Origin of the sequence: Dorea chungnamensis (assembly GCF_039832125.1) — a bacterium.
Lineage (GTDB): Bacteria > Bacillota > Clostridia > Lachnospirales > Lachnospiraceae > JAFBIX01.
Genome location: NZ_JBDOHT010000009.1, coordinates 34,632 through 59,492 on the forward strand (window position 1 = coordinate 34,632; position 24,861 = coordinate 59,492).

23 protein-coding genes are annotated in these 24,861 nt (G+C 40.3%); 3 read left to right on the forward strand and 20 right to left on the reverse strand.

Annotated features, from left to right (window positions below; all coding sequences use genetic code 11):
- The first annotated feature begins 169 nt into the window (after positions 1 to 169).
- Positions 170 to 367: a cold-shock protein gene (locus ABE613_RS09315; RefSeq protein WP_328282612.1), complete on the forward strand. Its 198-nt coding sequence runs from the start codon at positions 170 to 172 to the stop codon at positions 365 to 367.
- Between the two features lie 115 nt (positions 368 to 482).
- Here the strand turns inward: ABE613_RS09315 and ABE613_RS09320 are convergent, their stop codons facing one another.
- From ABE613_RS09320 to ABE613_RS09345, 6 genes are all read right to left on the reverse strand, one after another.
- Entirely contained in the window at positions 483 to 1,250 is a 768-nt protein-coding gene (locus ABE613_RS09320) for an SseB family protein (RefSeq protein ID WP_235233298.1), read from the reverse strand.
- A gap of 23 nt (positions 1,251 to 1,273) precedes the next feature.
- Positions 1,274 to 1,711 carry an ACT domain-containing protein gene (locus ABE613_RS09325; protein WP_235233302.1) on the reverse strand — a complete coding sequence of 146 codons (438 nt, stop codon included), beginning with the start codon at positions 1,709 to 1,711 and terminating at the stop codon, positions 1,274 to 1,276.
- A gap of 21 nt (positions 1,712 to 1,732) precedes the next feature.
- Positions 1,733 to 3,064, reverse strand: coding sequence for a phenylacetate--CoA ligase family protein (locus tag ABE613_RS09330; RefSeq protein ID WP_235233297.1), 1,332 nt, complete (start codon positions 3,062 to 3,064; stop codon positions 1,733 to 1,735).
- Positions 3,065 to 3,093: 29 nt separating this feature from the next.
- Positions 3,094 to 3,663 (reverse strand): indolepyruvate oxidoreductase subunit beta, encoded by a 570-nt coding sequence (locus tag ABE613_RS09335; RefSeq protein WP_235233296.1) that lies wholly within the window; start codon positions 3,661 to 3,663, stop codon positions 3,094 to 3,096.
- Positions 3,663 to 5,417: an indolepyruvate ferredoxin oxidoreductase subunit alpha gene (gene iorA, locus ABE613_RS09340; protein WP_235233295.1), complete on the reverse strand. Its 1,755-nt coding sequence runs from the start codon at positions 5,415 to 5,417 to the stop codon at positions 3,663 to 3,665. The genes ABE613_RS09335 and iorA overlap by 1 nt, the downstream gene beginning before the upstream one ends.
- A 161-nt stretch (positions 5,418 to 5,578) precedes the next feature.
- A complete protein-coding gene (locus ABE613_RS09345) occupies positions 5,579 to 6,061 on the reverse strand; it encodes a pyridoxamine 5'-phosphate oxidase family protein (protein WP_235233294.1) in 483 nt (160 codons plus the stop codon).
- A gap of 133 nt (positions 6,062 to 6,194) precedes the next feature.
- Here ABE613_RS09345 and ABE613_RS09350 point away from each other — a divergent pair, with 133 nt between their 5' ends.
- The gene (locus tag ABE613_RS09350) at positions 6,195 to 7,373 is read left to right on the forward strand and encodes an iron-containing alcohol dehydrogenase (RefSeq protein ID WP_347376223.1); all 1,179 of its coding nucleotides are present in this window, start codon (positions 6,195 to 6,197) and stop codon (positions 7,371 to 7,373) included.
- On the opposite strand, the gene mnmM is transcribed toward ABE613_RS09350, so the two are convergent.
- From mnmM to ABE613_RS09380, 6 genes are all read right to left on the reverse strand, one after another.
- A complete protein-coding gene (mnmM, locus tag ABE613_RS09355; protein ID WP_235233292.1) occupies positions 7,355 to 7,924 on the reverse strand; it encodes a tRNA 5-(aminomethyl)-2-thiouridylate-methyltransferase MnmM in 570 nt (189 codons plus the stop codon). The two genes, ABE613_RS09350 and mnmM, sit on opposite strands and share 19 nt — an antisense overlap.
- A 67-nt stretch (positions 7,925 to 7,991) precedes the next feature.
- Positions 7,992 to 8,861, reverse strand: coding sequence for a DMT family transporter (locus ABE613_RS09360; protein WP_235233291.1), 870 nt, complete (start codon positions 8,859 to 8,861; stop codon positions 7,992 to 7,994).
- A 19-nt stretch (positions 8,862 to 8,880) separates the two neighbouring features.
- Positions 8,881 to 13,398 (reverse strand): PolC-type DNA polymerase III, encoded by a 4,518-nt coding sequence (locus ABE613_RS09365; protein ID WP_347376224.1) that lies wholly within the window; start codon positions 13,396 to 13,398, stop codon positions 8,881 to 8,883.
- Positions 13,391 to 14,446, reverse strand: coding sequence for a flavodoxin-dependent (E)-4-hydroxy-3-methylbut-2-enyl-diphosphate synthase (ispG, locus tag ABE613_RS09370; protein ID WP_347376225.1), 1,056 nt, complete (start codon positions 14,444 to 14,446; stop codon positions 13,391 to 13,393). Before ispG ends, ABE613_RS09365 begins: the two co-directional genes overlap by 8 nt.
- Before the next feature lie 92 nt (positions 14,447 to 14,538).
- Positions 14,539 to 15,000 (reverse strand): hypothetical protein, encoded by a 462-nt coding sequence (locus ABE613_RS09375; RefSeq protein WP_347376226.1) that lies wholly within the window; start codon positions 14,998 to 15,000, stop codon positions 14,539 to 14,541.
- Positions 15,001 to 15,084: 84 nt separating this feature from the next.
- Positions 15,085 to 15,318: a hypothetical protein gene (locus tag ABE613_RS09380; protein ID WP_347376227.1), complete on the reverse strand. Its 234-nt coding sequence runs from the start codon at positions 15,316 to 15,318 to the stop codon at positions 15,085 to 15,087.
- A 145-nt stretch (positions 15,319 to 15,463) separates the two neighbouring features.
- Here ABE613_RS09380 and ABE613_RS09385 point away from each other — a divergent pair, with 145 nt between their 5' ends.
- Positions 15,464 to 15,817 carry a helix-turn-helix domain-containing protein gene (locus tag ABE613_RS09385; protein ID WP_347376228.1) on the forward strand — a complete coding sequence of 118 codons (354 nt, stop codon included), beginning with the start codon at positions 15,464 to 15,466 and terminating at the stop codon, positions 15,815 to 15,817.
- A 20-nt stretch (positions 15,818 to 15,837) separates the two neighbouring features.
- On the opposite strand, the gene ABE613_RS09390 is transcribed toward ABE613_RS09385, so the two are convergent.
- The 8 genes from ABE613_RS09390 to ABE613_RS09425 all read right to left on the reverse strand — a co-directional run bounded on the left by ABE613_RS09390 (position 15,838) and on the right by ABE613_RS09425 (position 24,817).
- Entirely contained in the window at positions 15,838 to 16,557 is a 720-nt protein-coding gene (locus ABE613_RS09390; protein WP_347376265.1) for a type 1 glutamine amidotransferase, read from the reverse strand.
- A gap of 14 nt (positions 16,558 to 16,571) precedes the next feature.
- The gene (locus tag ABE613_RS09395) at positions 16,572 to 17,912 is read right to left on the reverse strand and encodes a MurT ligase domain-containing protein (protein WP_347376229.1); all 1,341 of its coding nucleotides are present in this window, start codon (positions 17,910 to 17,912) and stop codon (positions 16,572 to 16,574) included.
- A 7-nt stretch (positions 17,913 to 17,919) separates the two neighbouring features.
- Positions 17,920 to 18,879 carry a carbohydrate kinase family protein gene (locus ABE613_RS09400; RefSeq protein ID WP_347376230.1) on the reverse strand — a complete coding sequence of 320 codons (960 nt, stop codon included), beginning with the start codon at positions 18,877 to 18,879 and terminating at the stop codon, positions 17,920 to 17,922.
- A gap of 198 nt (positions 18,880 to 19,077) precedes the next feature.
- Complete coding sequence (locus ABE613_RS09405) at positions 19,078 to 19,590, reverse strand: COG2426 family protein (RefSeq protein WP_235233282.1); 513 nt, start codon at positions 19,588 to 19,590, stop codon at positions 19,078 to 19,080.
- Between the two features lie 13 nt (positions 19,591 to 19,603).
- Complete coding sequence (gene hisC, locus ABE613_RS09410; protein ID WP_235233281.1) at positions 19,604 to 20,662, reverse strand: histidinol-phosphate transaminase; 1,059 nt, start codon at positions 20,660 to 20,662, stop codon at positions 19,604 to 19,606.
- Positions 20,663 to 20,684: 22 nt separating this feature from the next.
- A complete protein-coding gene (locus tag ABE613_RS09415; protein ID WP_235233280.1) occupies positions 20,685 to 21,872 on the reverse strand; it encodes a pyridoxal phosphate-dependent aminotransferase in 1,188 nt (395 codons plus the stop codon).
- A gap of 18 nt (positions 21,873 to 21,890) precedes the next feature.
- Positions 21,891 to 22,808 (reverse strand): DUF2156 domain-containing protein, encoded by a 918-nt coding sequence (locus ABE613_RS09420; RefSeq protein ID WP_235233279.1) that lies wholly within the window; start codon positions 22,806 to 22,808, stop codon positions 21,891 to 21,893.
- Positions 22,809 to 22,843: 35 nt separating this feature from the next.
- Entirely contained in the window at positions 22,844 to 24,817 is a 1,974-nt protein-coding gene (locus ABE613_RS09425) for a bifunctional metallophosphatase/5'-nucleotidase (protein ID WP_235233278.1), read from the reverse strand.
- Between the last annotated feature and the right edge of the window lie 44 nt (positions 24,818 to 24,861).

Here is a 24,861-nt window from a genome sequence, read left to right on the forward strand (position 1 = left end):
ACCGAAAAATGATACATGTAACAATTTTTTTCGACACTTTTTGTAAAAAATATTGAAAATAATTTTAAATGCATTGACTCTTTTATAAATATGTGCTAATCTAATATGGCAAAATTTATAAAATATATTTATAGATTTTTTCATAATAAGATTAAATGGAGGTGCAATGATGAAAGGTACAGTGAAATGGTTTAATAACCAAAAGGGTTATGGATTTATCTCTGATGAATCTGGCAACGATGTTTTTGTTCACTATTCCGGCTTAAACATGGAAGGTTTTAAGACCCTTGAAGAAGGACAAGCTGTGGAATACGACATAACCGAAGGCGCAAAAGGTCCTCAGGCTGTTAATGTAACGAAGCTTTAATTTGAATTAATCACATATTGAATGTACCTTTTATATATGCAAATTCGCACTTTAATTTAGATATCTAAAAGCTATACATGCAATGAAGATTATGAAAAAGACCAGATAACTAAAGTTATCTGGTCTTTTTCATATCTTTCCTCGCTATTTGAAATCGAACATTCACACCGAAAGGATTGACTACAACGCCAACACTCTCTTTTGAAAGGACATTTACGATTTTATCAGAATCAATCACTAATGCCTTGAACTTATTTTCTCGGTTAAATTTTTGAAATTCCTGTATATCCGTAAATAGCGGCTGATATACTTGGCCATCCTTCTGTTTTAAGATTGGAATCCCTTTGTCTTCTTGTGTTGCAAGAATAAATCGTCCCTCCCTGAAATGCACAAGCATCTCATCATTGAGTTCTTTCAATTCTTTTGTCATTTCTGCATTCTGTTCGGAATTCTGTTGCTTGCGCAGTTCCTGTACAAAATAAATTGCTGTCAGATGAAATTCAGGATTTTCCACACGAACCTGCCCCTTTGGCAGTTTCTCAACCGAATGTCTATGAATAAATTCATCTAATTGTACTGCGGTTCGTTGAGAGGTACCATCACCCACTACCAGACAATTCACTCCCATTGAATAGAGACTTGTATAAAATACCAAGAAGCTCTTATTCTCAACTTTTAAAATCTGCACCGGATTCTTTTCTTTTATCAGTTGACCAGCCTTTTCTTTCGCTTCTTTTTCGGTAAAATAAACGAAAATCTCGTCATCATATGTCTCAGTGTCACACGCCACATAAGGCAGATGTGTACATTGAGACATGATGACGTATATAACTTGTGAATTCCGGAGCATGGATAATGCTATTTTTTTTCTGTCTATGCTCATTCTAGTTTTTCCTTTGGATTCTTTTATTGGTTTGCGGTATATGCTTCATCCGCACTGTATACATCAAATCCACTGCCCTTCAAAATATCAATAACTCTTGCCGGATCATCACTCTTTACTACCGCTGCAGCATCACTTCCATTTGCAAATGCATACATGTATTCAACATTGACTTCTCCATCTACGATCTGATGCATTGCTTTGCTAAGAGATCCTGTTGCATGTGGAACACGAAGAGCAACTACATCCGTTAACATCGCTGTAATTCCTTCTTCTTTCAAAGCTGCACGTCCCTTATTCGGATCTGACACGATCATACGAAGCATTCCGTAATCGGATGTATCAGCCAGACTTAGTGCAACAATATTGACATCATTATCTGCCAGGACTTTTAACACTTCATCCAGACGTCCTTCTCTGTTTTCCAAAAATACTGACAACTGCTGAATTGTATTACTCATACCCATTCTATACTCCTCCTTTTACAGTTCTCTGTTATCAATTACACGTTTTGCCTTGCCTTCACTTCTCTGGATAGTCTTAGGCTCTACAAGTTTAACTCTTACTGCAATTCCAAGTGCCTGTTTCAGAACTGCTGCCACTTTATTCTTCAGTTCATCCAGTTTGCGGATCTCATCTGAGAAGTATTTTTCATCCACTTCTACCATAACAGTAAGTACATCCAGATTATTCTCTCTATCCACGATCATCATATAATGAGGTGCTACGCCGCCGCCGATAGAAAGAAGTGCTGCCTCAACCTGAGTTGGGAATACGTTGACACCACGGATAACTTTCATATCATCGGTACGTCCGGTAAATTTCTGAATTCTTGGGAGTGTTCTTCCACATTCGCAAGGACTGTGATCGATGCTGGTCAGATCCTTGGTCCTATATCTGAGAAGTGGCATACCTTCCTTCGCAAGAGTCGTAAATACCAGTTCTCCAGTCTCTCCATCTGCACATGCTGTCTGATCTGCCGGATTCAAAACTTCTGGATAGAAGTAATCTTCGTATACATGGAGTCCTTTATGATGGATACAGTCCATAGCGACACCTGGTCCAGTAATCTCACACAGTCCATAGATATCGAAACTATTAACATTCAGACCACTTTCAATCTTCAAGCGCATCTCGTCTGTCCATGGTTCTGCACCATTAATACCTGCCTTCAACTGCAAACGGTCAACGATTCCCGCCTCCTGAGCTGCTTCTGCCAGATATAATGCATAAGAAGGCGTACATGCGAATGCAGTTGCACCAAAGTCTTCCATACACATCAGCTGACGTTTTGTATTACCAGATGACATTGGAATTGACATACAGCCCAGTGCACGGGCACCAAGATCCAGTCCCATACCACCGGTAAACAGTCCATATCCATAACAGATATGAAGACGGTCTGCAGCTGTAAGGCCTGCCATAGTAAGTGCTCTTGCCACACATTCTCCCCATACATCTACATCATTCTGTGTGTAAGATGCCAAGGTAAGTTTACCAGTTGTTCCAGATGTTCCCTGCACTCTGGCAATCTTCTCCTGTGGAACTGCAAGTAGCCCAAACGGATAGTTATCTCTCAGATCTTCCTTGGTCGTAAATGGGAGCTTATTAATATCTTCAATTCCTTTGATATCTCCAGGCTCAATCCCCATCTCATCCATTTTCTTCCGATAGAATGCCACATTATCATATACATTCTTTACCTGCTTTACCAACCGCTCACTTTGCAGAGCCCGCATTTCGTCTCTGCTCATACATTCAATCTTTGGATCACGGATCTGCTCCTTCCAGTCTTCCAACGCTACTCTAGCCATTTTCTTTTTCTCCTCTCCTCTTTCTTATTTTATAATTGATATCCCACATCAAATGCCTGTTTATTTATATCAATCGTCTTCGGCGGTACTGTTTTTTCAATCACACGATACCACTGTTCTTTTGTAAAATCCATATGTTGAGCCGCAATCCCTAACACAATAAGGTTAAATACTCTTGGATTCCCCAGTTTTTTAGATTCTTCTGTTGCGTTTACAGTATAAACTTTATGATCCTTACGCAACATCTCGATGATATTTTCCGGGTATTGCGCCGCGCCTATTACAACAGGCATCGGATCAATTCTCCAGTCATTCACGATCAAAGCTCCATCTTTCTTAAGGAAATGTGCATATCGTAATGCTTCCAAACGTTCAAACGCTATGATGACATCAGCCTGTCCCTCTTCTACGATAGGTTCTGCTACATTTTCACCATAACGGACAAATGTTACGACACTTCCGCCTCTCTGAGCCATTCCATGTACTTCGGAAAGCTTTACATCATATCCACCTTCGATGGCAAGTCCTCCTAAAATTCTGCTGGTCAACAGGGTTCCTTGCCCGCCGACTCCGACGATCATAATATTCTTCGTTGCCATTACCGGTCACCTTCCTTTACTAATTCAATCGCATCAAACTTACACAGGCTCTTGCAAAGTCCACATCCTGTACACATCGTATCATCAATATGTATCGTTCCATCCGGGTTCTTCGTCATCGCCGGACAACCTGGTCTCATACACATACCGCACTTTTTACATTTATCCTCATGTGCAATATATAATGGCTTCTTTGCTTTACTGAGAAGTACACAAGGAGTTTTGGTAATGATTACAGACACTTCATCTTTTGCAACTTCTTCTTTTACCACTTTTTCCAGTGTATCAATATCAAATGCATTTACTTCAACTACATTCTTTACTCCAATAGCCCGACAAAGTTCTGGAATATTGATTGCATAAGTAGGATCTCCCTGCAAGGTCTTTCCTGTTGCCGCATGATCCTGATGTCCGGTCATACCGGTTGTAGAGTTATCCAATATCAAGACGGTTCCTGTTGCATGGTTATACATCATGTTCATCAAAGAGTTAACTCCTGTATGTAAGAACGTGGAATCTCCTATGACAGCAACCCAGTTTTTAATATATTCTTTTCCCTTTGCCTTCTCCATACCATGAAGACTTGAAATACTTGCTCCCATGCATATTGTAGTATCAACAACACTCAGAGGTGCAACAGCTCCCAATGTATAACATCCAATATCTCCTGCAGCATGTAATTTTAATTTATTTAACACATAATAAACACTTCTATGCGGACATCCCGGACATAAGATCGGCGGTCTTCCCGGTGCCGGTGCCGGTGCAGCAATATCTAATTTTTCTCCAAGAATCGCCGTACGAATCATATTCGCACTATATTCACCTTGTACCGTGAATATCTCTTTCCCGACAGCCTGGATTCCCCAGGACTTCACTTGTTCTTCAATCACAGGATCCAATTCTTCTACAATATAAAGTTTTTCGACTTTTGATGCAAAGTCTTCAATTAATTTTCTCGGAAGCGGATTGACCATTCCCAGCTTCAGCACAGAAGCTTCCGGTAAAGCTTCCTTTACATACTGATACGGAATTCCACTGGTGATCACACCAATCCTGGTATCGTTCATCTCCACCCTGTTAATTGGAAGTGTATTGGCAGCTTCTGCCAATTCCAAATTCCGCTTTTCAATCTCAACATGACGCAATTTTGCATTGCCTGGCATCATGACTGTTTTTTTGATGTCCTTCACATAAGGTTTATCTTCAACCTGTTCACGCTCATGTAACTCTACGATTCCCTGAGAATGAGCAAGCCTTGTCGTTGTACGATATACAAACGGGCGATCATATTTCTCACTTAATTCAAATGCAATCTTCACAAAGTCTTTTGCCTCTGCACTGTCAGAAGGCTCTATTACCGGCAGCTGTGCCGCACGTGCAACCATTCTTGTATCCTGTTCGTTCTGAGAACTATATAATCCAGGATCATCTGCAACTACGATCATCAGACCTCCATTAACGCCCATATAAGAGACTGTATAAGCCGGATCTGCTGCCACATTAAATCCAACGTGCTTCATACAGGACATCGCACGTACTCCTGCCACAGATGCTCCAATTGCAACCTCTGTTGCAACCTTTTCATTCGGAGACCATTCACAATACAAATCATCCTTATACTGAACAAGACATTCACTTATCTCTGTACTTGGTGTGCCAGGATATGCCGCAGAGACCTTTACACCCGCCTCATACGCTCCTCTGGCAATTGCTTCATTGCCAAGCATAATTACTTTTTTCGTTTCTGACATTCTAGAAATCCACCCTTTCATATCTTTCTGTTCCTTTTATAGTCATATAATAGGTAATTTTTCACAAATTCGAGGAATTTTCGACTCGTCTTTTAATAGTATATCATAATACTTTTGCTGTTTAAAGCATTAATTTACCAAAATATATATGATTTCTCTCTTTAATCTCTCATATGCTTTTTGCATGTATATTCATTTACTTCAACCCGAATAATTGCAACTGCTTTCTCAAGCCTTGGATTTGTCTGAAATTCTTCAAACTCTTTTCCAGTCTGATGTTTCATAATAACCGAAAGCGCACAAAGCTTCTGATCAGGATCATCAATTATTTCTGCTTTACCACTTCCAATCACGCTGGCATAAATATAACTATACTGACAGGCCAGTTTTCCTTCTTCCAACTCATGATTACAATCCATTTCAAACCCAACTTGTGGATTCTTTTGTATCATCTCTATTTTCCGGCCTTCTCTTGCTCCGTGAAAATACAAAACCAATTTACCATTTTCAAATGTATACCCATGATTCATTGGCACAATATAGACCTCGTCTTCTCCAGCCAATCCCAGTCTGCACACCTTACATGTGTCTAATATTTTCTGTATTTCTACGGAATTTGTCACTTCACGATCTTTTCTTCTCATATTATTCCTCCTCCAAATCATTCTGCCTTATTATACCATTCATCAATATGACCTGAAAATAAGAATTGAAAAAACGTTTAAAATACCTTAATATTTTAAGCAAATCAAGCCATAAATAAGGAGGATCATATATATGCAAAATTTTAACTATTATGCACCTACCAGAGTCGTTTTCGGAAAAGGGACCGAAAACGAAGTGGGAAAACTGATCAAAGAACAGAATTGTAAAAAGGTTCTGGTACATTATGGAGGCGGAAGTGTCATTCGTTCCGGACTTTTAGACCGCGTATATACCTCTTTAGGAGCCGAAGGTATCGCATATACTACATTAGGCGGAGTTGTTCCCAATCCAAGATTGTCAAAAGTACGCGAAGGAATCGAATTATGCCAAAGAGAAGGTGTAGATTTTATTCTTGCCGTTGGAGGTGGAAGCGTCATTGATTCTTCCAAAGCAATCGGATATGGTCTTACCAATGAAGGCGATGTCTGGGATTTTTACGCAAAGAAACGTACCGCTTCTGCCTGTCTTCCAATTGGCACCATTCTTACGATCTCTGCTGCCGGCAGTGAAATGAGTGATTCTTCTGTTATTACGAACGAAGATGGATGGATCAAACGCGGATACAGCAGTAACTACTGCCGCTGCAAATTTGCAATCTTGAATCCGGAACTGACCTATACACTTCCCGATTATCAGACGCAAAGTGGATGTGTAGATATTATGATGCATACTATGGAACGCTATCTGAATCACAGCACGAATATGGAAATGACGGATGGAATCAGCGAAGCACTGATCCGTACCGTCATGAAAAACTCTAGAATCTTAAAGCAAGATCCGACAAATTACGAGGCCCGTGCCGAAGTTATGTGGGCAGGAAGCCTTTCTCATAATGGACTAACCGGCTGCGGAACCGATGGTGGAGATTGGGCATCCCATCAGTTAGAGCATGAACTTGGTGGAATGTTCGATGTCGCTCACGGTGCCGGACTGGCTGCTGTATGGGGAAGCTGGGCTCGCTATGTCTACAAAGACCGGGCAAACAGATTTGCTAAACTGGCAGAAAATGTATTGATGGTTCCACACGATGATAATCTGGAAAAAACTGCTCTTGCCGGCATCGAAGCCATGGAAGACTACTACCGCAGTGTAGACATGCCAACCTCCCTTCGGGAACTTGGCATTGAACCAACCGAAGAACAGATTCAGGAACTGGCAGACAAATGCAGCTTCCAAAACACACGCACCATCGGAAAAGTGAAAGTGCTGAACCGAGAAGATATCGCCAAGATCTACCGTATGGCTCTGTAGATGAATACTGGTATGGGCGGATGGTTTTCGCGATTATAATATTCATTTACGATTACTGTGTATTCTCTGGCAGGAATCTTTTTCAGGAATTCCAGTATCCTTTCTTTTTCTTCGAACCCGGTATCACCACCGCTATAGATGCACAGACTCATCAGACCGCCATGTTTTAAGATTTTCAGCCCTTTTTGAATCGCTTCGATACTGGTATCAGCAGAAGTTGCAATATTATGATCTCCGCCAGGCAGATAACCAAAGTTAAAGCAGATCGCATCTGCAGACTCTTCTTCAGCATATTGATCCATATGTTCATGTCCGTCTAAGATCAGGCTGGCACGATCCGCTACATGGTTTTCTTCCAACAGCTTTCGCGTTTGTTCCAGGGCTTGTCCCTGGACATCAAACGCGAGTACTTTCCCATTATGCCCTGCCATCTGACATAACAATAGGGTATCCTTTCCTTTTCCCATGGTCGCATCAATATAGAAACCTTCTTCCGGCACCTGAGAGCGAATAATCTCATGGCACCAATCCGTAATCTGAGATGGGTTCATTCTATTCCTCCTGAACTATTATCGTCTTTCCTTCATTGATTGGTTCTTGAAATCCATCATAAAGGGATTAATCACTACTACGGTTTTTATTATACAAAAACATAAGTATCGCCATAGTACATATGATTCCATATCCCAACCAGCTCAGCATATCCGGAAACTGTCCAAATACAACAAATCCCAATACTGCGGAAAAGATAATCTGTGAATAATCATATACTGAGATTTCCTTTGCCGGGGCGTAGCAATAAGCTGCTGTGATAGAGAATTGTCCACCTGCTGCCGAAAGGCCTGCCAAAAGCAATATCACAATCTGCTCTGCCGTCATGGGATGATAATCGAACAAAAGCCATGGTAATGTTGTCAGGCAGGAAAATGTCGAGAAAAAGAACACGATAAATGGTCCCTTTTCTCCTGCCTCTCCCAGTTTTCTCACCATTGTATAAGCAATTCCTGCTCCAATTCCTCCCAGAAGCCCTATTAAGGATGGAAACAGATCCATATTCGTCACCGTCGGCTTTACAACAAACAGACTGCCGACAAATGCTCCAACTACTATCAACGCCTGCAAAACCTTTACTTTTTCTTTTAGAATTAAGAAACTAAATAATACCGCAAAAAATGGCGACATTTTATTCAACATAGAGGCATCTGCCAATACCAGATGATCCACTGCATAAAAATTACACAGAATTCCCAATGTACCGAAAATAGATCGAAGAAACATATATTTTAGATTCTCCTTCTTACACCGAAACGGAATTCCTTCTTTTGCCAAAATAATTCCGGCAAAAATTGCCGCCACAAAATTTCGAAAAAAGCTTTTCTGTATAGATGGCAGATCACCTGCCATATGTACAAACATATTCATAAGCGCAAAGCAGAACGCTGAACACACGATGTACAAAATTCCTTTATACTGCTTTTTTATGCTCATGACCTAGTCCTCCTAATTTTTATAAATCAAACAATGACAGCTGATTTGACTCTGGCAACCCACTTAGGATTCCAAGCTCTGCCATATAATCAATCACCGTTTTACTTGCCTTGGTCCTCTGTCGGAAATCATCTCTAGACAGATATGGCCCATCTTTGGAAGCCTCTTCCACTGCTTCCGCAGCCTTCTCTCCCATTCCATCAATACTACTGAACGGGGGCATCAGTTTTCCGTCAATAATCAGGAATTTTGTAGCTTTTGCCTTATAAATATCAATCGGTTCAAATTCATAACCTCTCGCATACATTTCCTGAACAATCCGCATATCTTTCATGGTATCCTGCTCTTTTTTACTTAGAGAGTTGGAGCGCCGGTTATAATCGTCAATATAATACTGCAGCTTTTCTTTTCCCTGACACATAATTTCATAAGAAAATGCATCTGCACGAATTCCAAAATATGCTCCATAATAAGCCAGTGGATAATTAATCTTGCAATATGCAATTCGATACGCCATCATAACATAGGCTGCTGCATGTGCTTTCGGGAACATATATTTGATCTGTTCACATGACCAGACATACCAGTCCGGTATGTTGTGTTCTGCCATGTCCTTCTTAAATTCAGGCCATTCTTTACACTTTCCCTTCGCTACTGTTCCCTTACGGACACGTTCCATAATCGTAAACGATTCTTCACTGTCCATTCCTTTATTGATCAGATATGTCATAATATCATCACGAGTACATATAGCTGTAGAAATCGTTGCTTTTCCACTTTTGATCAGTTCCTGGGCGTTATTCAGCCACACATCGGTTCCATGAGACAGTCCTGATATCCGAATCAGATCTGACAATGTCTGCGGCTTTGTATCAACAACCATCTGAATTACAAAATCTGTTCCAAACTCCGGTATTCCGAGACATCCCACCGGACATCCTCCGATATCTTCCGGCTTGATTCCTAATGCCGATGTATCATGAAACAGCGAAATCACGCCTTTATCATCCAACGGTATCTCTGTGGCAACAAAACGATGATCCGTCTCATTGTATTCATTATCCATCGCCGGAGAATTAATATATTCTTCCAGCGTCTTAATCATCGTAGGATCATCATGACCGAGAATATCCAGCTTCAGCAGGTTGTGGTCAATGGAATGGTAATCAAAATGTGTAGTAATAATGTCTGTCGTCATATCATTGGCCGGATGCTGTACCGGCGTGAATGAATTGATTTCTTCCCCCAACGGAAGAACTATGATACCGCCTGGATGCTGCCCGGTACTTCTTCGTATTCCGGTACATCCCTGCACAATACGGTCAATCTCACATTTTCGTTTTCCCTGTCCACGTTCTTCAAAATAATTCTTTACATATCCAAATGCCGTCTTATCTGCCAACGTTCCAACGGTCCCGGCTCGAAACGTCTGTCCCGCACCAAAGATGACCTCTGTATATTTGTGGGCATTACTCTGATAGTCACCAGAAAAGTTCAAGTCGATATCCGGTTCCTTGTTCCCCTTAAATCCAAGGAATGTCTCAAACGGAATATCGAATCCATCTTTTACCAGTTTCTCTCCACAAACCGGACAGTTCTTATCCGGCATATCCCATCCGCAGCCTCCTGCAAATGCTCTCACCTCTTCAGAATCAAAATCACTGTAATGGCATTTTGGACAATAATAATGTGGACTCAATGGGTTTACTTCCGTAATACCTGCCATTGTAGCTACAAACGATGAACCTACCGATCCACGTGAACCCACCAGATATCCATCTTCGTTCGACTTCCATACCAGTTTCTGTGCAATAATATACATAACGGCAAATCCATTAGATATAATGGAATTTAACTCTCTTTCCAACCGCTCCGTTACAACTGGAGGCAGTTCTTCTCCGTACATGGAATGCGCCTTATTATAACAGATTTCTCTTAACATCTTATCAGAATCCGGGATGACTGGAGGACATTTATCCGGGCGTACAGGTGTAATCCTCTCAATCATATCTGCAATCTTATTCGGATTATCGATTACAATCTCTTTTGCTTTGGCCGAACCCAGATATTCGAATTCCTCTAGCATCTCCTCTGTCGTACGAAGATAAAGCGGTGCCTGTTCATCCGCGTCCGTAAATCCTTTTCCGGCCATAATGATCCGCCGGTACACCTCATCCTCCGGGTCCATAAAATGCACATCACAAGTCCCGACCACCGGCTTATTAAACCGTTCGCCCAACTGTATGATCTGCCTGTTTATTTCCTTTAAATCCTCTTCATTCTGTACTTTTGTTATTCTGTCACTGGCAATCATAAAGTGATTATTGCCAAGAGGCTGTATCTCCAGATAATCATAAAAATTCACGATTCTGGCAATTTTCTCTTCGGACTTATCATTTAAAATCGCCTGATACAACTCTCCTGCTTCACAGGCACTTCCAACAATTAAGCCTTCTCGATATTTTGAAAGTTCACTTTTCGGTATTCTTGGCTGCCGCCCAAAATATTCCAGATGAGACTTAGAAATCAACTGGTATAGATTCACTCTTCCCACTTCATTACGCACAAGGATAATCACATGATATGACGGCAATTTTCGCACGGCATCTGCATTATGCGAGCCAAATTGATTGAGTTTTGTAAGGTTATATATCCCTCGCTCTTTCAACATCTCTACAAATTTCACGAATATCTCTGCTGTCGCTTGTGCATCATCCACTGCACGATGATGATTTTCCAAAGAAATATGAAGCGCATTTGCCACCACATTTAATTTGTATTTTGACAAAGTCGGCAACAAGATTCTTGCCATCGCTACTGTATCTACGGAAGTAAAGTCCGGTATCATATCCTGATATCGACAATTCTGTTCAATAAAACTAACATCAAAAGATGCATTATGAGCAACCAGAGCAGCATCCCCGATAAACTCAAGGAACTGCGGGAGAACGGTCTCAATGTCCGGCGCATCGATAACCATCTGGTCTGTAATACTGGTCAGCTGTGTAATCTGATAAGGAATGGGAATCTTCGGATTCACAAATGTACTGAATCTGTCTGTAATCTTTCCCTGTTCAACTTTCACCGCACCAATTTCAATGATCTTATCTTTGATTGGGCTAAATCCAGTAGTCTCCAGGTCAAATACTACATAAGCATCATCCAGAGACTGCCCTTTTTCATTCACCGCCACATCGGTCAGATCATCTACCAGATATCCTTCTACTCCATAGATGACTTTAAATGGATCATCTTTATCTAATGATTCTATATAATGATTGGCATCCGGGAATGCCTGCACCACTCCATGATCTGTAATTGCAAGAGCTTTGTGCCCCCAGTCGTGGGCACGCTTCAGAAGATTCTTAACTTCAGTTACACCATCCATATCGCTCATCTTCGTATGACAGTGCAATTCTACTCTTTTCTCCGGCGCTGTGTCTTTTCTGGATTCTGTGAAATCACTGATCTTACGGATTCCAACGATAGACGCAATCGTCAGCTCTCCATCAAACTTATCGATATTGGTAATTCCTTTTACTTTCAAAAAAGCTCCTGGCTTTACCTCTGCCAGCACATCAGGAAGCTGTTCATTTCTTACGAACATCTTTACCATGATTGTGTCTGTAAAATCAGTAATGGCGAACATGATAATAGTCTTTTCATTTCGAAGTTCACGTGTATCGAAACTAATAACCTTTCCTCGAATCGTAATCTCTCCCATCTCTGAAACTACCTGCTTAAGCTCGATTGTCTCATCATCAAAGTCCCTTCCGTATATCAGATTCGGATCATCTGAATTGCGCTTATTATAAGAGAATCTGTCTCTTTTCCCATTATCAAAATTTGATTTTTTCTTCAGATTCTTCTCATTTCCAGAAGCTTTTGACACCACCTCTGCCTGATTTTTATCAGAAGACTCTTTCTCCTTTTTCTTCAGTTCTTTTTCTTCGCGAGCCGCCTCTGCCTGCTCCATGATTGCTTCAATTTCCTGCTGAATCTTGGCATTGTTGTATTTTAACTGGCTCTCCTTCGGTTTTTCATACAGAACTCTCACTTCAATCGGACGTTGAAACCGTTCCCGGAACACATCTATCAGATAATTTGAAAGAGATTCTTTCTTTCCTTTTGCCACAATCGTATCTTTTAACTTCAGGCAAAGAATATTTCCTTCCTCAAATTCATACTCAGCTCCCTGGAGCATGCTTCGCTCAACCACACTTCTCTCATTCAATTCCAACAGAAAACTGTCAAAATACTCATTCATCAGATTCTCCGGGGTATACTGTTCCGAAAGTTCGTACTGCTCTTTGACCTCCACCTGAATATGACTGCGTCCAAATAACTGCTCTTTTATTCTTTTTTCCACTTCATAAATGCATTTTTTCTGAATCAGATGCTGGCTGTACAGATATATTTTAATGAAGTCTCGGCTTGTATTCGTAGACACTTTACTGACTTCCACGCCTTCAAACAACATCTGGATTTCCTGATTCACTTTTAAGGTTGGAAATACTTCAAAGAACGGTTTATTCATTCCAGTGTAACAACTCCTGTCTTAATGTCTCTAATAATTGATCTTCTTTTACTTTCTTGACAACTTCCCCTTTTTTGATCAACAATCCTTCCCCTATACCGCCGGCAATACCTATATCTGCTTCTTTCGCTTCTCCAGGGCCATTCACAACACAACCCATAACTGCCACTTTAATATCAAGAGGAATATCCGCTACCATCTGTTCAACCTGGTTAGCCAGTCCAATCAAATCAATCTTCGTTCTTCCGCAAGTCGGACAGGAAACTACTTCAATCCCACCTTTTCGAAAACCGAGTGTCTTAAGAATTAATTTTGCTGACTTGATTTCCTCTACTGGATCCCCTGTCAAAGATACACGGATAGTATCCCCGATTCCTTGATTCAGGATAAGTCCCAAACCAATCGATGATTTGATATTACCGGCAAGCAGCGTTCCTGACTCTGTAATTCCTACATGTAATGGATATGGGCATTCGCTTACAATCAATTCATGCGCTTTGACACACATCATGACATCCGATGATTTGATACTTACTACCAGGTTATCATATCCCATTTTTTCAATCAGGTGCACTTTATCCATGGCACTTTCCACCAGTCCCTGGGCAGTAACACCCCCGTATTTTTCCACCAGATTTTTTTCCAGCGAACCACTGTTTACGCCAACCCTGATAGGTATACCATATTCCTTTGCCTTATCTACAACTGCCTTTACACGGCTTTCATCACCGATATTCCCCGGGTTAATACGAATCTTGTCTGCACCATTTTCAATTGCTGCAATAGCAAGTCGGTAATCAAAATGAATATCCGCCACCAACGGAATCTGAATCTGTTCTTTTATCTTGGCAAGTGCCTCAGCTGCTTCCATCGTCGGAACAGCACATCGGATAATCTCACATCCAGCTTTCTCAAGCGCTTGAATCTGCTTTACTGTTGACTCTACATCTTCCGTCTTCGTATTCGTCATCGACTGAATAGCGACTGGACAGCCGCCTCCAATACATACATTCCCAATCTGTATCTTTTTTGTCTGATCTCTCCACATATACTTTTCATCTCTCCTTATAAATCTTGCCACTTAATGATAAAAACCCCTCTATCAATCACCTTGCTTCGATAGAGGGGTGTGTGTCTGTATTACTCTTGTATAAATATCAACTGATCACCATATTCGCGTTCTGTCAGTGTCAACTGACCCTGATCTACACTGTAATCAAAAGTATCTACTATAGAATCCAGCGCATTTTCCAACGCATCTTCTGTATACTGACCATCTGACTTTTCTGCCATATCTTTCAGTTCTGACTCATCCGCCGTAATTATAATCGTCTTTTCCTCTTTGTCCATTGTATAATTCATATTGACTGTCACATCACTGACATCTGCAACTTCCGAAATCGTAACCGACATCTTACCATTACTCTTGATAGACATATTCAGATTGCCATCATCACTTGCCCAATCACCTTCCAATGGATTCGTTGTAAATAATTTCGTCAGAAGAAAAATAGCTATTATTATAATCAGGACAGATGAAACACTCGTAACAATCCTCCAGATCTTACTTCTTTTTGCTTCGTCATTTTTTGCTATTATCATCTATCCAGTTCCTCTCGTCTTTATTATTGTGTTCGTCTTAAATTATAGGTGCTTTTTTCTCTGGTGTCAACGGGGGAGTTTTCTTTATTCCTCCACCTCTACCAACAGATAAAACCCTTTCTCTGTCTTTTCTATTTTTTTAATGATTCCCTTGCGCGCCTTTATTCTCTGGCCTGTACGATAGATGCCTGACATTGCAATGGAAGGCTCAACCAGATAAGTATATTGTCCTGTCACAGCACTTCTCTCACTGATCTCAACTTCCTGCCCTTCCTCCACCAGTCCTTCTCTTTCCATTTTAAATCTTTCCTGTCTCATCGTGTCTCTCCTTTCTTCCGGTCTTGTGATCCATATCTGGCACATATGTTCCATTGTGCAACTATTTGTTGATATTTGGCACTTTTTATGTTCTTTTTCGCAACAATTGGTAAAATATACCAAATATATTAAGGAGGTTGTAGCCATGTCATTTTCCGAAAAGTTGAAAACATTACGCCTTGAAAATCATATGACGCAAGATTATGTTGCAAAGCGCATAAATGTTGCACGATCAACAATTGCCGGTTATGAAACCAAAAATCGTCAGCCCTCTCATGAAAAGCTGACCGCATTCGCTAATCTTTTTCATGTGTCTGTTGATTATCTCCTTGATGATGATGAAACTATCGTTCTCTCTTTGTCTCAATCAGGCACATCTTCGATTGACGACCAGGAACTTTTATCAAAATATCACAATCTTTCTTCACGCTCAAAAGAGGATCTTTTTACCTACATTCAGCTTTTAGAATTGCGTGATGAAAAACAAAACCAGCTATAATATCCGCTGGTTTCTTGTTTCTATTCCTTTACAAATCTATGATAAATATATTCGTTAGCCATATTTTCCTGACTATCATCCAGCGGACTTAATTCCACTGTTCCATATTTTCTTTCCAATGCCTTCTGAATCAGGTAATCACATATCTGCGGGTTTTTTGGAAGAAGAGGACCATGTAGGTATGTTCCGATTACATTCTTATACACAACCCCTTCATATCCGCTCTTCCCATCATTTCCTGCTCCATAAAGCACTTTACCAAATGGTTGATTATCATTAATATACGTTCTTCCTCCATGATTTTCAAAACCCACTACCGGCATCTTGACCAAATCACTTTGCAAAACAATATTATCGATCAGACGTCCTTCTTCCTGTTCTGTATAGATATCGACAAGATTCAGACCTTCTATCATTCCAGCATCTGTTTTATAGTATTTGCCCAGAAGCTGATATCCCCCACAAACAGCTATCACAACGCCATTATCCTCAACATATTCTTTGAACTGGCTCTGAATCTCCAACAGATTGTGACACACAATTGCCTGTTCCCGGTCAGAGCCACCTCCAAGAAGTACAATATCCAGCTTAGAAAAATCAATCACATCCCCAGTGTTGAATTCAATAGTCTCTGCTTCAATCCCTCGCCATATACATCGCTGCATCATACAGGCAATGTTCCCGCGATCTCCATACAGATTCAAAAGATCCGGATAGAGATGTCCTATGGTAATCTTCATGTCCTTCGTATCCATTATCTATCTCCCTCCAGTTTCTTTAACACATTTCTGGTGCTGAACAGCGCTGTATAGTTCACCAACACATAGAGATTGCCACAGCCATTCTCTACACGTTCGCAGATCGCCTTTTCAACATCTGGTTCCAACATAGAAGAAATATCCACATATTTCATCCGCAATCCCATGTCATGGCACCGAATCCCACTGACTGTAATAGAATTAATGTTCGCCTCTTTGAAACGATCAAAATCTACATCCCACAGCCAGGATACATCCGTCCCATCCTGTGCGTTATCATTAATAACAATGATAATATCCTTCAAGGTCTCATCCTGCATAACGGCAGATATATTCTGGTTAAAACCTGCCGGATTTTTGGCAAGATTCAGTACAATCCGGGTATCTTTGATCATGAACTGTTCCATACGTCCGTTTTCCGGGTTAAATCTGGCCAGCATATCATTAAAATGCTCTACCTTAAGGCCAGCCGTTCTGGCTGCAGAATATGCAGCCAGTATATTATAAACATTATAAAAGCCCTTATAATTCGCCTGAAGTCTTCTTCCTTCAACTGTAAATGCCAAATGATCCCCAACTTCAATCTCCGAACCATTGAACTGAATCTCCGGTCGCTTAAAATCACAGCCTGTACAAGCATAATCTCCCAACTGACTGTAATGATAGAAATTGTAATGGAGTTGCGCTCCGCATCGCTTACAGAAACGCCCCTCTCTGATTTCATGAGAATCCTTGTCATCCATAACCTTTTCACTGATTCCATAAGTAACGAATGGATTTCCACTGTCCATTGCAAGATATGCGGATAACGCATCATCTCCATTTACAATAACTTTCATATCTGGAGCCTGCTGCATGACCTCTTTTAAAATATTCATGGTTATGTCAATCTCACCATATCGATCTAATTGATCTCGGAACAGATTGGTCAACACCATATAATCTGGTTTAAAATGCGGAAACACCCTTCTGGTAGAGGCTTCATCTACCTCTATACACGCATAATCTGCTTTTAGGCTGCCTCCAATCCCAGCTCCCAGAGCAAATGCCGCCACGACTCCATTCAGCATATTAGAGCCGGCATGATTACAGATCACTTTATATCCTTCTGCCTCAATCGCCGCACAGAGCATATTATTCGTTGTCGTTTTACCATTCGTTCCGCATACGATAAAGATATCGTTTTTTACCTGTCCTGCCAATTCCTTTAATATAGTAGGACATATCTTTAATGCAATTTTTCCGGCCCATGTCACTCCCTGACGGTGAAACACATGAACACTTATCTTCTCCGTTATCTTCGCTGCCCATATAGCCAGCATTCTGCGTAATCTCATGGTCTGATTATTCCTCTAATAATTTTGAAATATTCTCTGGTTCTGGCATAGAACGAATAGCGCCTTTCTTCATTGTAATCAAAGCTGCACCCGCATTGGCATATGTCAGAATATCACCAAGTTTCTCTTCATCTAAATTCTCCAATCCATGTGTCAACACACCATGAATGGAACATCCGCAGAAAGTATCTCCAGCACCTGTCGTTTCAATTGCCTTTACCTGGAAACCTTTACGCTCGACTCTCATATCCTTGTAATATGCACGGCTTCCTTCCTTGCCCATAGTCAGGAATATCAAAGGGATATTGTATTTTTCCTGCAAATAACGAATACCGTCATCATAATCTTCCATGCCGGATATAAACTGAATCTCATTATCTGAAATCTTCAAAACATCACAATACTGGAATCCATATTCCATCTGCTTTTTTGCTTCCTCCAGAGACTCCCAAAGAGGTGGCCGTAAGTTTGGATCAAATGTAATCATACATCCCGCTTCCTTTGCCACTTCTAACGCTTTCTTTGTTGCAGTTCTAACTGGCTCGCCCGTCATAGATAAGGTTCCAAAATGGAATACCTTTGACTGGCGAATCAGATCATAATCCACCTCATCTTCTGTCAACATCATATCTGCTCCCGGTTTACGATAAAAAGAGAATTCTCTGTCTCCATCTGGAAATGTATGTACAAACGCAAGTGTTGTATGAATCTCCTGATCCAGAACCAGTCCTTTCGTCTCGATTCCCAGTTCATCAATCGTTCCCTTTAACAGACGTCCGAACTGATCTTCGCCTACTTTTCCAATAAATGCTGTCTTTCTTCCCAATTTATTTAACATTGCCAGTACATTACATGGAGCTCCTCCCGGACAAGCCTCAAAAAGATTATTTCCTTGATCGCTCTGTCCATTCAATGTAAAATCTATTAACATCTCACCCAATGCTGTTACATCATATAATTTTTCCATAACCATAACTCCTTATTCTGATATTTCTAAATATTTTACCATACAATAATCAATTTTAAAAGAGGACAAGCCTGCTGTGGCAAGAACAATTTTACTTTTTTCCAACAATCATGCATGATGAACAAATCTCAACAAGAAAATCCCCTTTGTTATGACTCAATCACAACAAAGGGGGTTTTAACTTTACTCTCTTTCATACTACCCCAGCAGATGTACTCCACCTAACAGTACATAAGAAATAAACCACATAATAACCGTAGCCATACAGATTCCCAGGATAACTGCTGGAAATGCTTTTTTAAACTTTACACCAAGTAATGCAGCAATCAATGATCCAGTCCATGCACCTGTTCCCGGAAGTGGAATTCCCACAAAGAGTACCAGACCCCAGAATTCATATTTCTCAATCTTATCACTTTTACTCATAGCCTTGGCTTCTAATCTGTCTACCATCGGTTTTAATTTTTTTGTTCCCTTCATCCAGTTAAAGATTGGCGTAATCAAAAGCAGGATAAATGGTACCGGAATAATATTCCCAATGATACATATTGGAATGGCTTTTGCCACCGGAACTCCCAGTAATGGTCCTGCGACCAGAAGTGCTCCACGAAGTTCCAGAATCGGTATCATTGATATGATAAATACAATGGCTTCTTTTCCTACACTTCCGCCAAGGGCATCAATAATTCCCTGTACTAAAGTTTCTGTCATAGAATTCTCCTTTTTACTTGTTCATGTATTTCTTTAAAAATGAAAATAGAATCTCCATCTCTTCTCTGGTTCCAATCGTAATCCGAAGATATTGTTCAATTCTTTCACTTCCCCAGAAACGAACATAGATTCCATTTGCCCTCAATGCTTCAAACAATTCTTTCGCATCATACTCTGGATGCGTAACAAATACGAAATTCGCCCTGGAATCTCCAAATTGGAATCCCATTTTTTTCAATTCTTCTTTGGCCCATTCTCTGGTCTCAATAATCTTATGGACTGTTGTTTCAAAATATTCCTTATCCTTCACTGCCTCTGCACCACAGATCAGCGAAGTCTGATTCATGGTATAAGAATTAAAAGAATATTTGGCATCGTTCAGATAACGTATCAATGTCGGATTACTGATTGCATATCCAATTCTCATTCCTGCCATAGAGCGAGACTTTGAGAATGTCTGAACTACGATCAGATTATCATACTTGTCAATTAATTCTACTGCTGAATGCCCTTCCGCGAAATCAATATATGCCTCATCAATAATTACAATTACATCCTGGTTCTTTGTAATGATATCCTCAATCATATCCAACTCTTCATAAATTGCCGTAGGAGCATTCGGATTTGGGAAGATTACACCGCCATTTTCTTTATAGTAATCTTCTTTTCTGATTCGGAAGTTCTCATCCAGTTTCTGGCATTCATAAGGAATCCTGTAGAGATCTGCCCATACCTTGTAAAAAGAATAGGTGATATCCGGAAACAATATTGGCTTTTCTGAATTAAAGAATGTCAGAAAGCACATAGATAACACATCATCTGATCCCACACCAACAAAAACCTGATCTGGATTCACATCATAGAATTTTGCCAGCTCTTTTACCAACGGTGCTGCTGTCGGGTCTGGATACAAACGAAGTCTGTCCATATCCATCATTCCCAGAGCTTTCTCAACTCCCGGTGCCGGTGGATATGGATTCTCATTCGTATTCAGCTTGACAACTTTATTCTGAGGCTGTTCTCCTGGTACATAAGGCTCTACCTTACGAATGTTTTTTTCAAATGCTTTCATATTCTTATCCTTTGCTATGTAGTTAAAAATATTCCTTTGACAGTTCTTTGAATTTTGGCAGTGAATTAATAATTGTCTCATAAGCTACACAATAAGCAAGTCTTACATAACCCGGGCATCCAAAGGAACTTCCAGGTACCAGAAGTAAATTATATTTTTTCGCTACCGCGCAGAATTCTTTTTCATCTGCAATTGGAGATTTTACAAAAAGATAAAAAGCACCTTCTGGTTTAATGCATTCAAATCCACAATCTCTCAGTCCATTGTATAAAGCTTCTCTATTTCTGTCATAGAAAGAGATGTCTGTCTTCTCATTGATACATTTTGCCACCAGTTTCTGCTGCAATGTAGGTGCATTGACAAATCCCAGAATACGCGTTGCTACATTTGCTGCAGAACACACATCTTCACTATCTGTCACTTCATCTGGAATGACCAGATACCCAATACGTTCTCCAGGAAGAGACAATGATTTACTATATGAATACCCTACGATCGTATTCGCATAATACTTCGTCAAATATGGAACCTCCACTCCATCATACACCAGTTCACGATACGGTTCATCTGAAATCAGATAAATATCTGTACCATATTCCTTTTGCTTTGCTTCCATGATTGCCGCCAATTTCTGGATTGTTGCTTCTGAATATACAACACCGGTCGGATTATTCGGAGTATTTACGATAACAGCCTTGGTCTTCGGTGTGATCTTCTGCTCAAATTCATCTAATTTCGGCTGAAAATCTACAGTATTCGGTGATATTTCCACTAAGACTCCATCGTAGTTATTGGTATAAGAACGATATTCACCAAAATATGGCGCAAATGTGATTACTTCATCCCCTGGATTAATCAAAGTTTTCAAAATTACATTTAATCCTCCGGCAGCACCAACCGTCATGATAATATTTTTTCCTTCAAAATTCGTTCCAAAACGCTCATTCAAAGAATTCGCAACAGTCTCTCTTACATCTGCATATCCTGAGTTACTGTTGGTATAACCATGAAGAACAACCGGATCATTCTCATCTAACAATTCAATAATCGCTTTTTTTACTGCCTCTGGTGCCGGCACATTTGGGTTTCCCAGACTAAAATCAAACACATTCTCTGCCCCGTAGATGCTTGCAAGACGGTTTCCTTCTTCAAACATTGCACGAATAGCAGAACTATTAGCTACCATATTTTTCATTTTCTCTGCAATCATTTTTCTCTCTCCTTTGTATTATTCTCTATTCTGGTTTTTTTCTGTTACATCGCCCTTTTCTACCATAAATACGGGACGATAGGATAATTTTGCCTTTCTCAGGCCTTCTGCTCCAGTATCCTCTTCTCGGTTGACATATAGATACTGTTGACACTCATGCTCTACAAACTGCTGATTAATCATTGGATATGCTCCCTGTACATCTGCATATGCCTTTTCAATATGAACAACAAAAGTATCTGAACATATCGGTTCTCCCAACGAAAAAGCAACAACTTCACCATCAATTCTTAAGATTCCACCTTTAAGTTCCAGTTCTTCAAACAGTCGAAGGGCATTCATAGTAACACAGACTTCTCCTCTTTTCTCGGGGTCATCTTCACATCCGTTCTGATTACGCCATTTCAAAGCCATCTGAAAACATTCCTCTATATTATCTTTCGTTACACTTTCATAAGACCATCTGTCTTCATACATTGCTTTAAATTTATTGATATGGTTCCGCTTCCCATGTAACTTCTTCCCCGACAAGGTCGCCAGTTTTTCAGATTCATACACATAATCTGCACTATCACGGTCATACTCAATCTGAAATCTTCCCGGATACCATTCTTCTAACTGTGCAAAATACTCCGGTGTCACATTATACATCGCAAACGGAACATTGCGTTCCTTACTGTACTGCATCAATACTTCTAATGCTTTTTTCACATTCGCGGGTTCACCCGCCGGATATGCGAATGCCAGATGTGTCTCATCTTCACTCTTGAACACCAGTGCATCTTCTACGATTGCCCACTTCACCGGATACTGCCTGGACCACAAAAAAACATTTGCAAATGTTCTTTCACAGCTTCTGCTGGTATGATGATTAAAATAATGTGATATAATTTCTTTATCTTCCAGTTCAGCTCTCTTAAATTGTATCTCTAACATACTTTACCTTCTTTTCTCTTTTCATTGAACGTTTTTTAGTATAGCATATTTTTTTTCTTTTTTCTTCTTTTTATTATAAATCTTATAACAAACACGATAATCAGCACAATAAAAAGAATCAAGGCATATAACATAAATGCAAATTTATTCGGTTGTTTTACCAATTCAATAATATTCTTACTGTCATCTTCCAGTTTTCTTCCTTCCTTTTCTCCGTAATAAAAAGGAATCTGTGATATACCCTTCTCATTTTGCTCAAATGATTCCAGATAAGATGCAAGTGCATACCATTCTTTCACTTCATTTCCACTCTGGTCGTGCACAATATAATCTTCAAAATCCTCAATCTTATTTCCATTCTCATCTTTCGGTGTAATTTTCAGAAGTCCCTTTGATGTATCTTCTACTGTTCCAAGCATCTGCGCAGAATACAAACCTGCTACTACACGATAGAGCTTGTCATCCTGAATCTCCTCCGTCTGTTTTTCTTCTGTATATGGAACATTCTGTGACAGTTCAACTTCTATGACACGATTCAGAATCATACGGCTCGGATTATAAGTCCAGCGCATTCCACTTGGATATAACTGGGCCGCCGTCATGATTGGCGACACAGATACATCAATCTCTGCGACCGTCTTCAATTCCTTTCCTGTCAGATATACACTCACCAACGGATAACCTGGAATACGATCCGCACCGATTCCTAATGAACTGATATTAAACACATCTGACACTGTTACTTTTCCTTTTTGCAAAGTGTCACGAATCACTCCTGAAGGAGCAATTGCAACATCCACCGGCTTATATTCCGCTCCTTCCGCCTTTTCTACCGCATAGATATACGAATCTGCAATAATACTTCCCAGTGGATCTTCTTCTAATTCTTCCGCAAAATCATCTCTTTGTGTAAATTCTACATTATTTTCTGCCAACACCTGATCAAATGTATAGCCAAACTGCTTCAGATACTCTTCGTCTACCTTTTCTTTATATTTTTCAAGTTCCGTCGTTATCGCTTCATCTTCTTTCACCGAATCATCCAGATGATTCAATTGATATTCATCCAGTTCCCATCGTCCATCTTCCTTTTGGATCAGATCCAGTTCTCCCAGATTCTCCCCATAACAGCCGGCAGACACAATGTAAGTATCCCCCTTCTGAATCGGTTCCTCTAACTTCGTATGAGTATGACCGCTGATGATCACATCAATCTCCGGCACTTCTTTTGCCAGAAGTTCGTCTTCCGATTTGCCTTCATCTTCACTGGTCCCACTATGAGAAAGACATACGATCATATCTACATCTTCTTTTTCCAATTGATCGACCATTTCTTTTGAAGTATCCACTATACTTTCAAAAGTAAGCCCACTCTCCGGCGCACAGTCCTCTGCATCTTCTCCCAGGACACCATAGACACCGATTCTTACTCCTCCATGCTCGACAATCACGTACGGTGTACTTCCGTAATCCTCAAGCGCCTGGTGAATCCGTTCATTATCTTCAGATGTATTCTTCGCCCAGTCAATATTCGCACATACAAAAGCTGGCAGTTGAAGCGATGAATCTTCCTCTGCATTTTTCAAAGCTGCATGAAACATATTGCTGACACCTTCACTTCGATAATCAAACTCATGATTGCCAAAGGTAGTAACATCGTACCCCAGGCGTCCCAGCATCGTAAGCTCTGTTGCATCTGTCTCATAAATGGTCTGATAAAGCGTTCCCATGGAAAAATCTCCGCCATCCACCAGAAACGTCGCCGGATTTTCAGCTTTCTTTTCATCAATCAACGTCTTCATCTTAGCAAGCCCGCCAATCATGACGGATTCCTCTGATTTATATGCATCCAGATGGGAATGCATGTCGTGAGTAAATAATATTTTTACTTTCTGCTCTCCATCCGAATCAACAGATGTCGTCTCTTCAGCCACCACGGATGTCACACACATCAGACAAAGCATGATAACCAACAGCATAGATGCCATCATTCTTTTTCTAAAGTTCATATCTTATTCCCCTTTTTATCAACAATATTGTTAAAAATTATCTT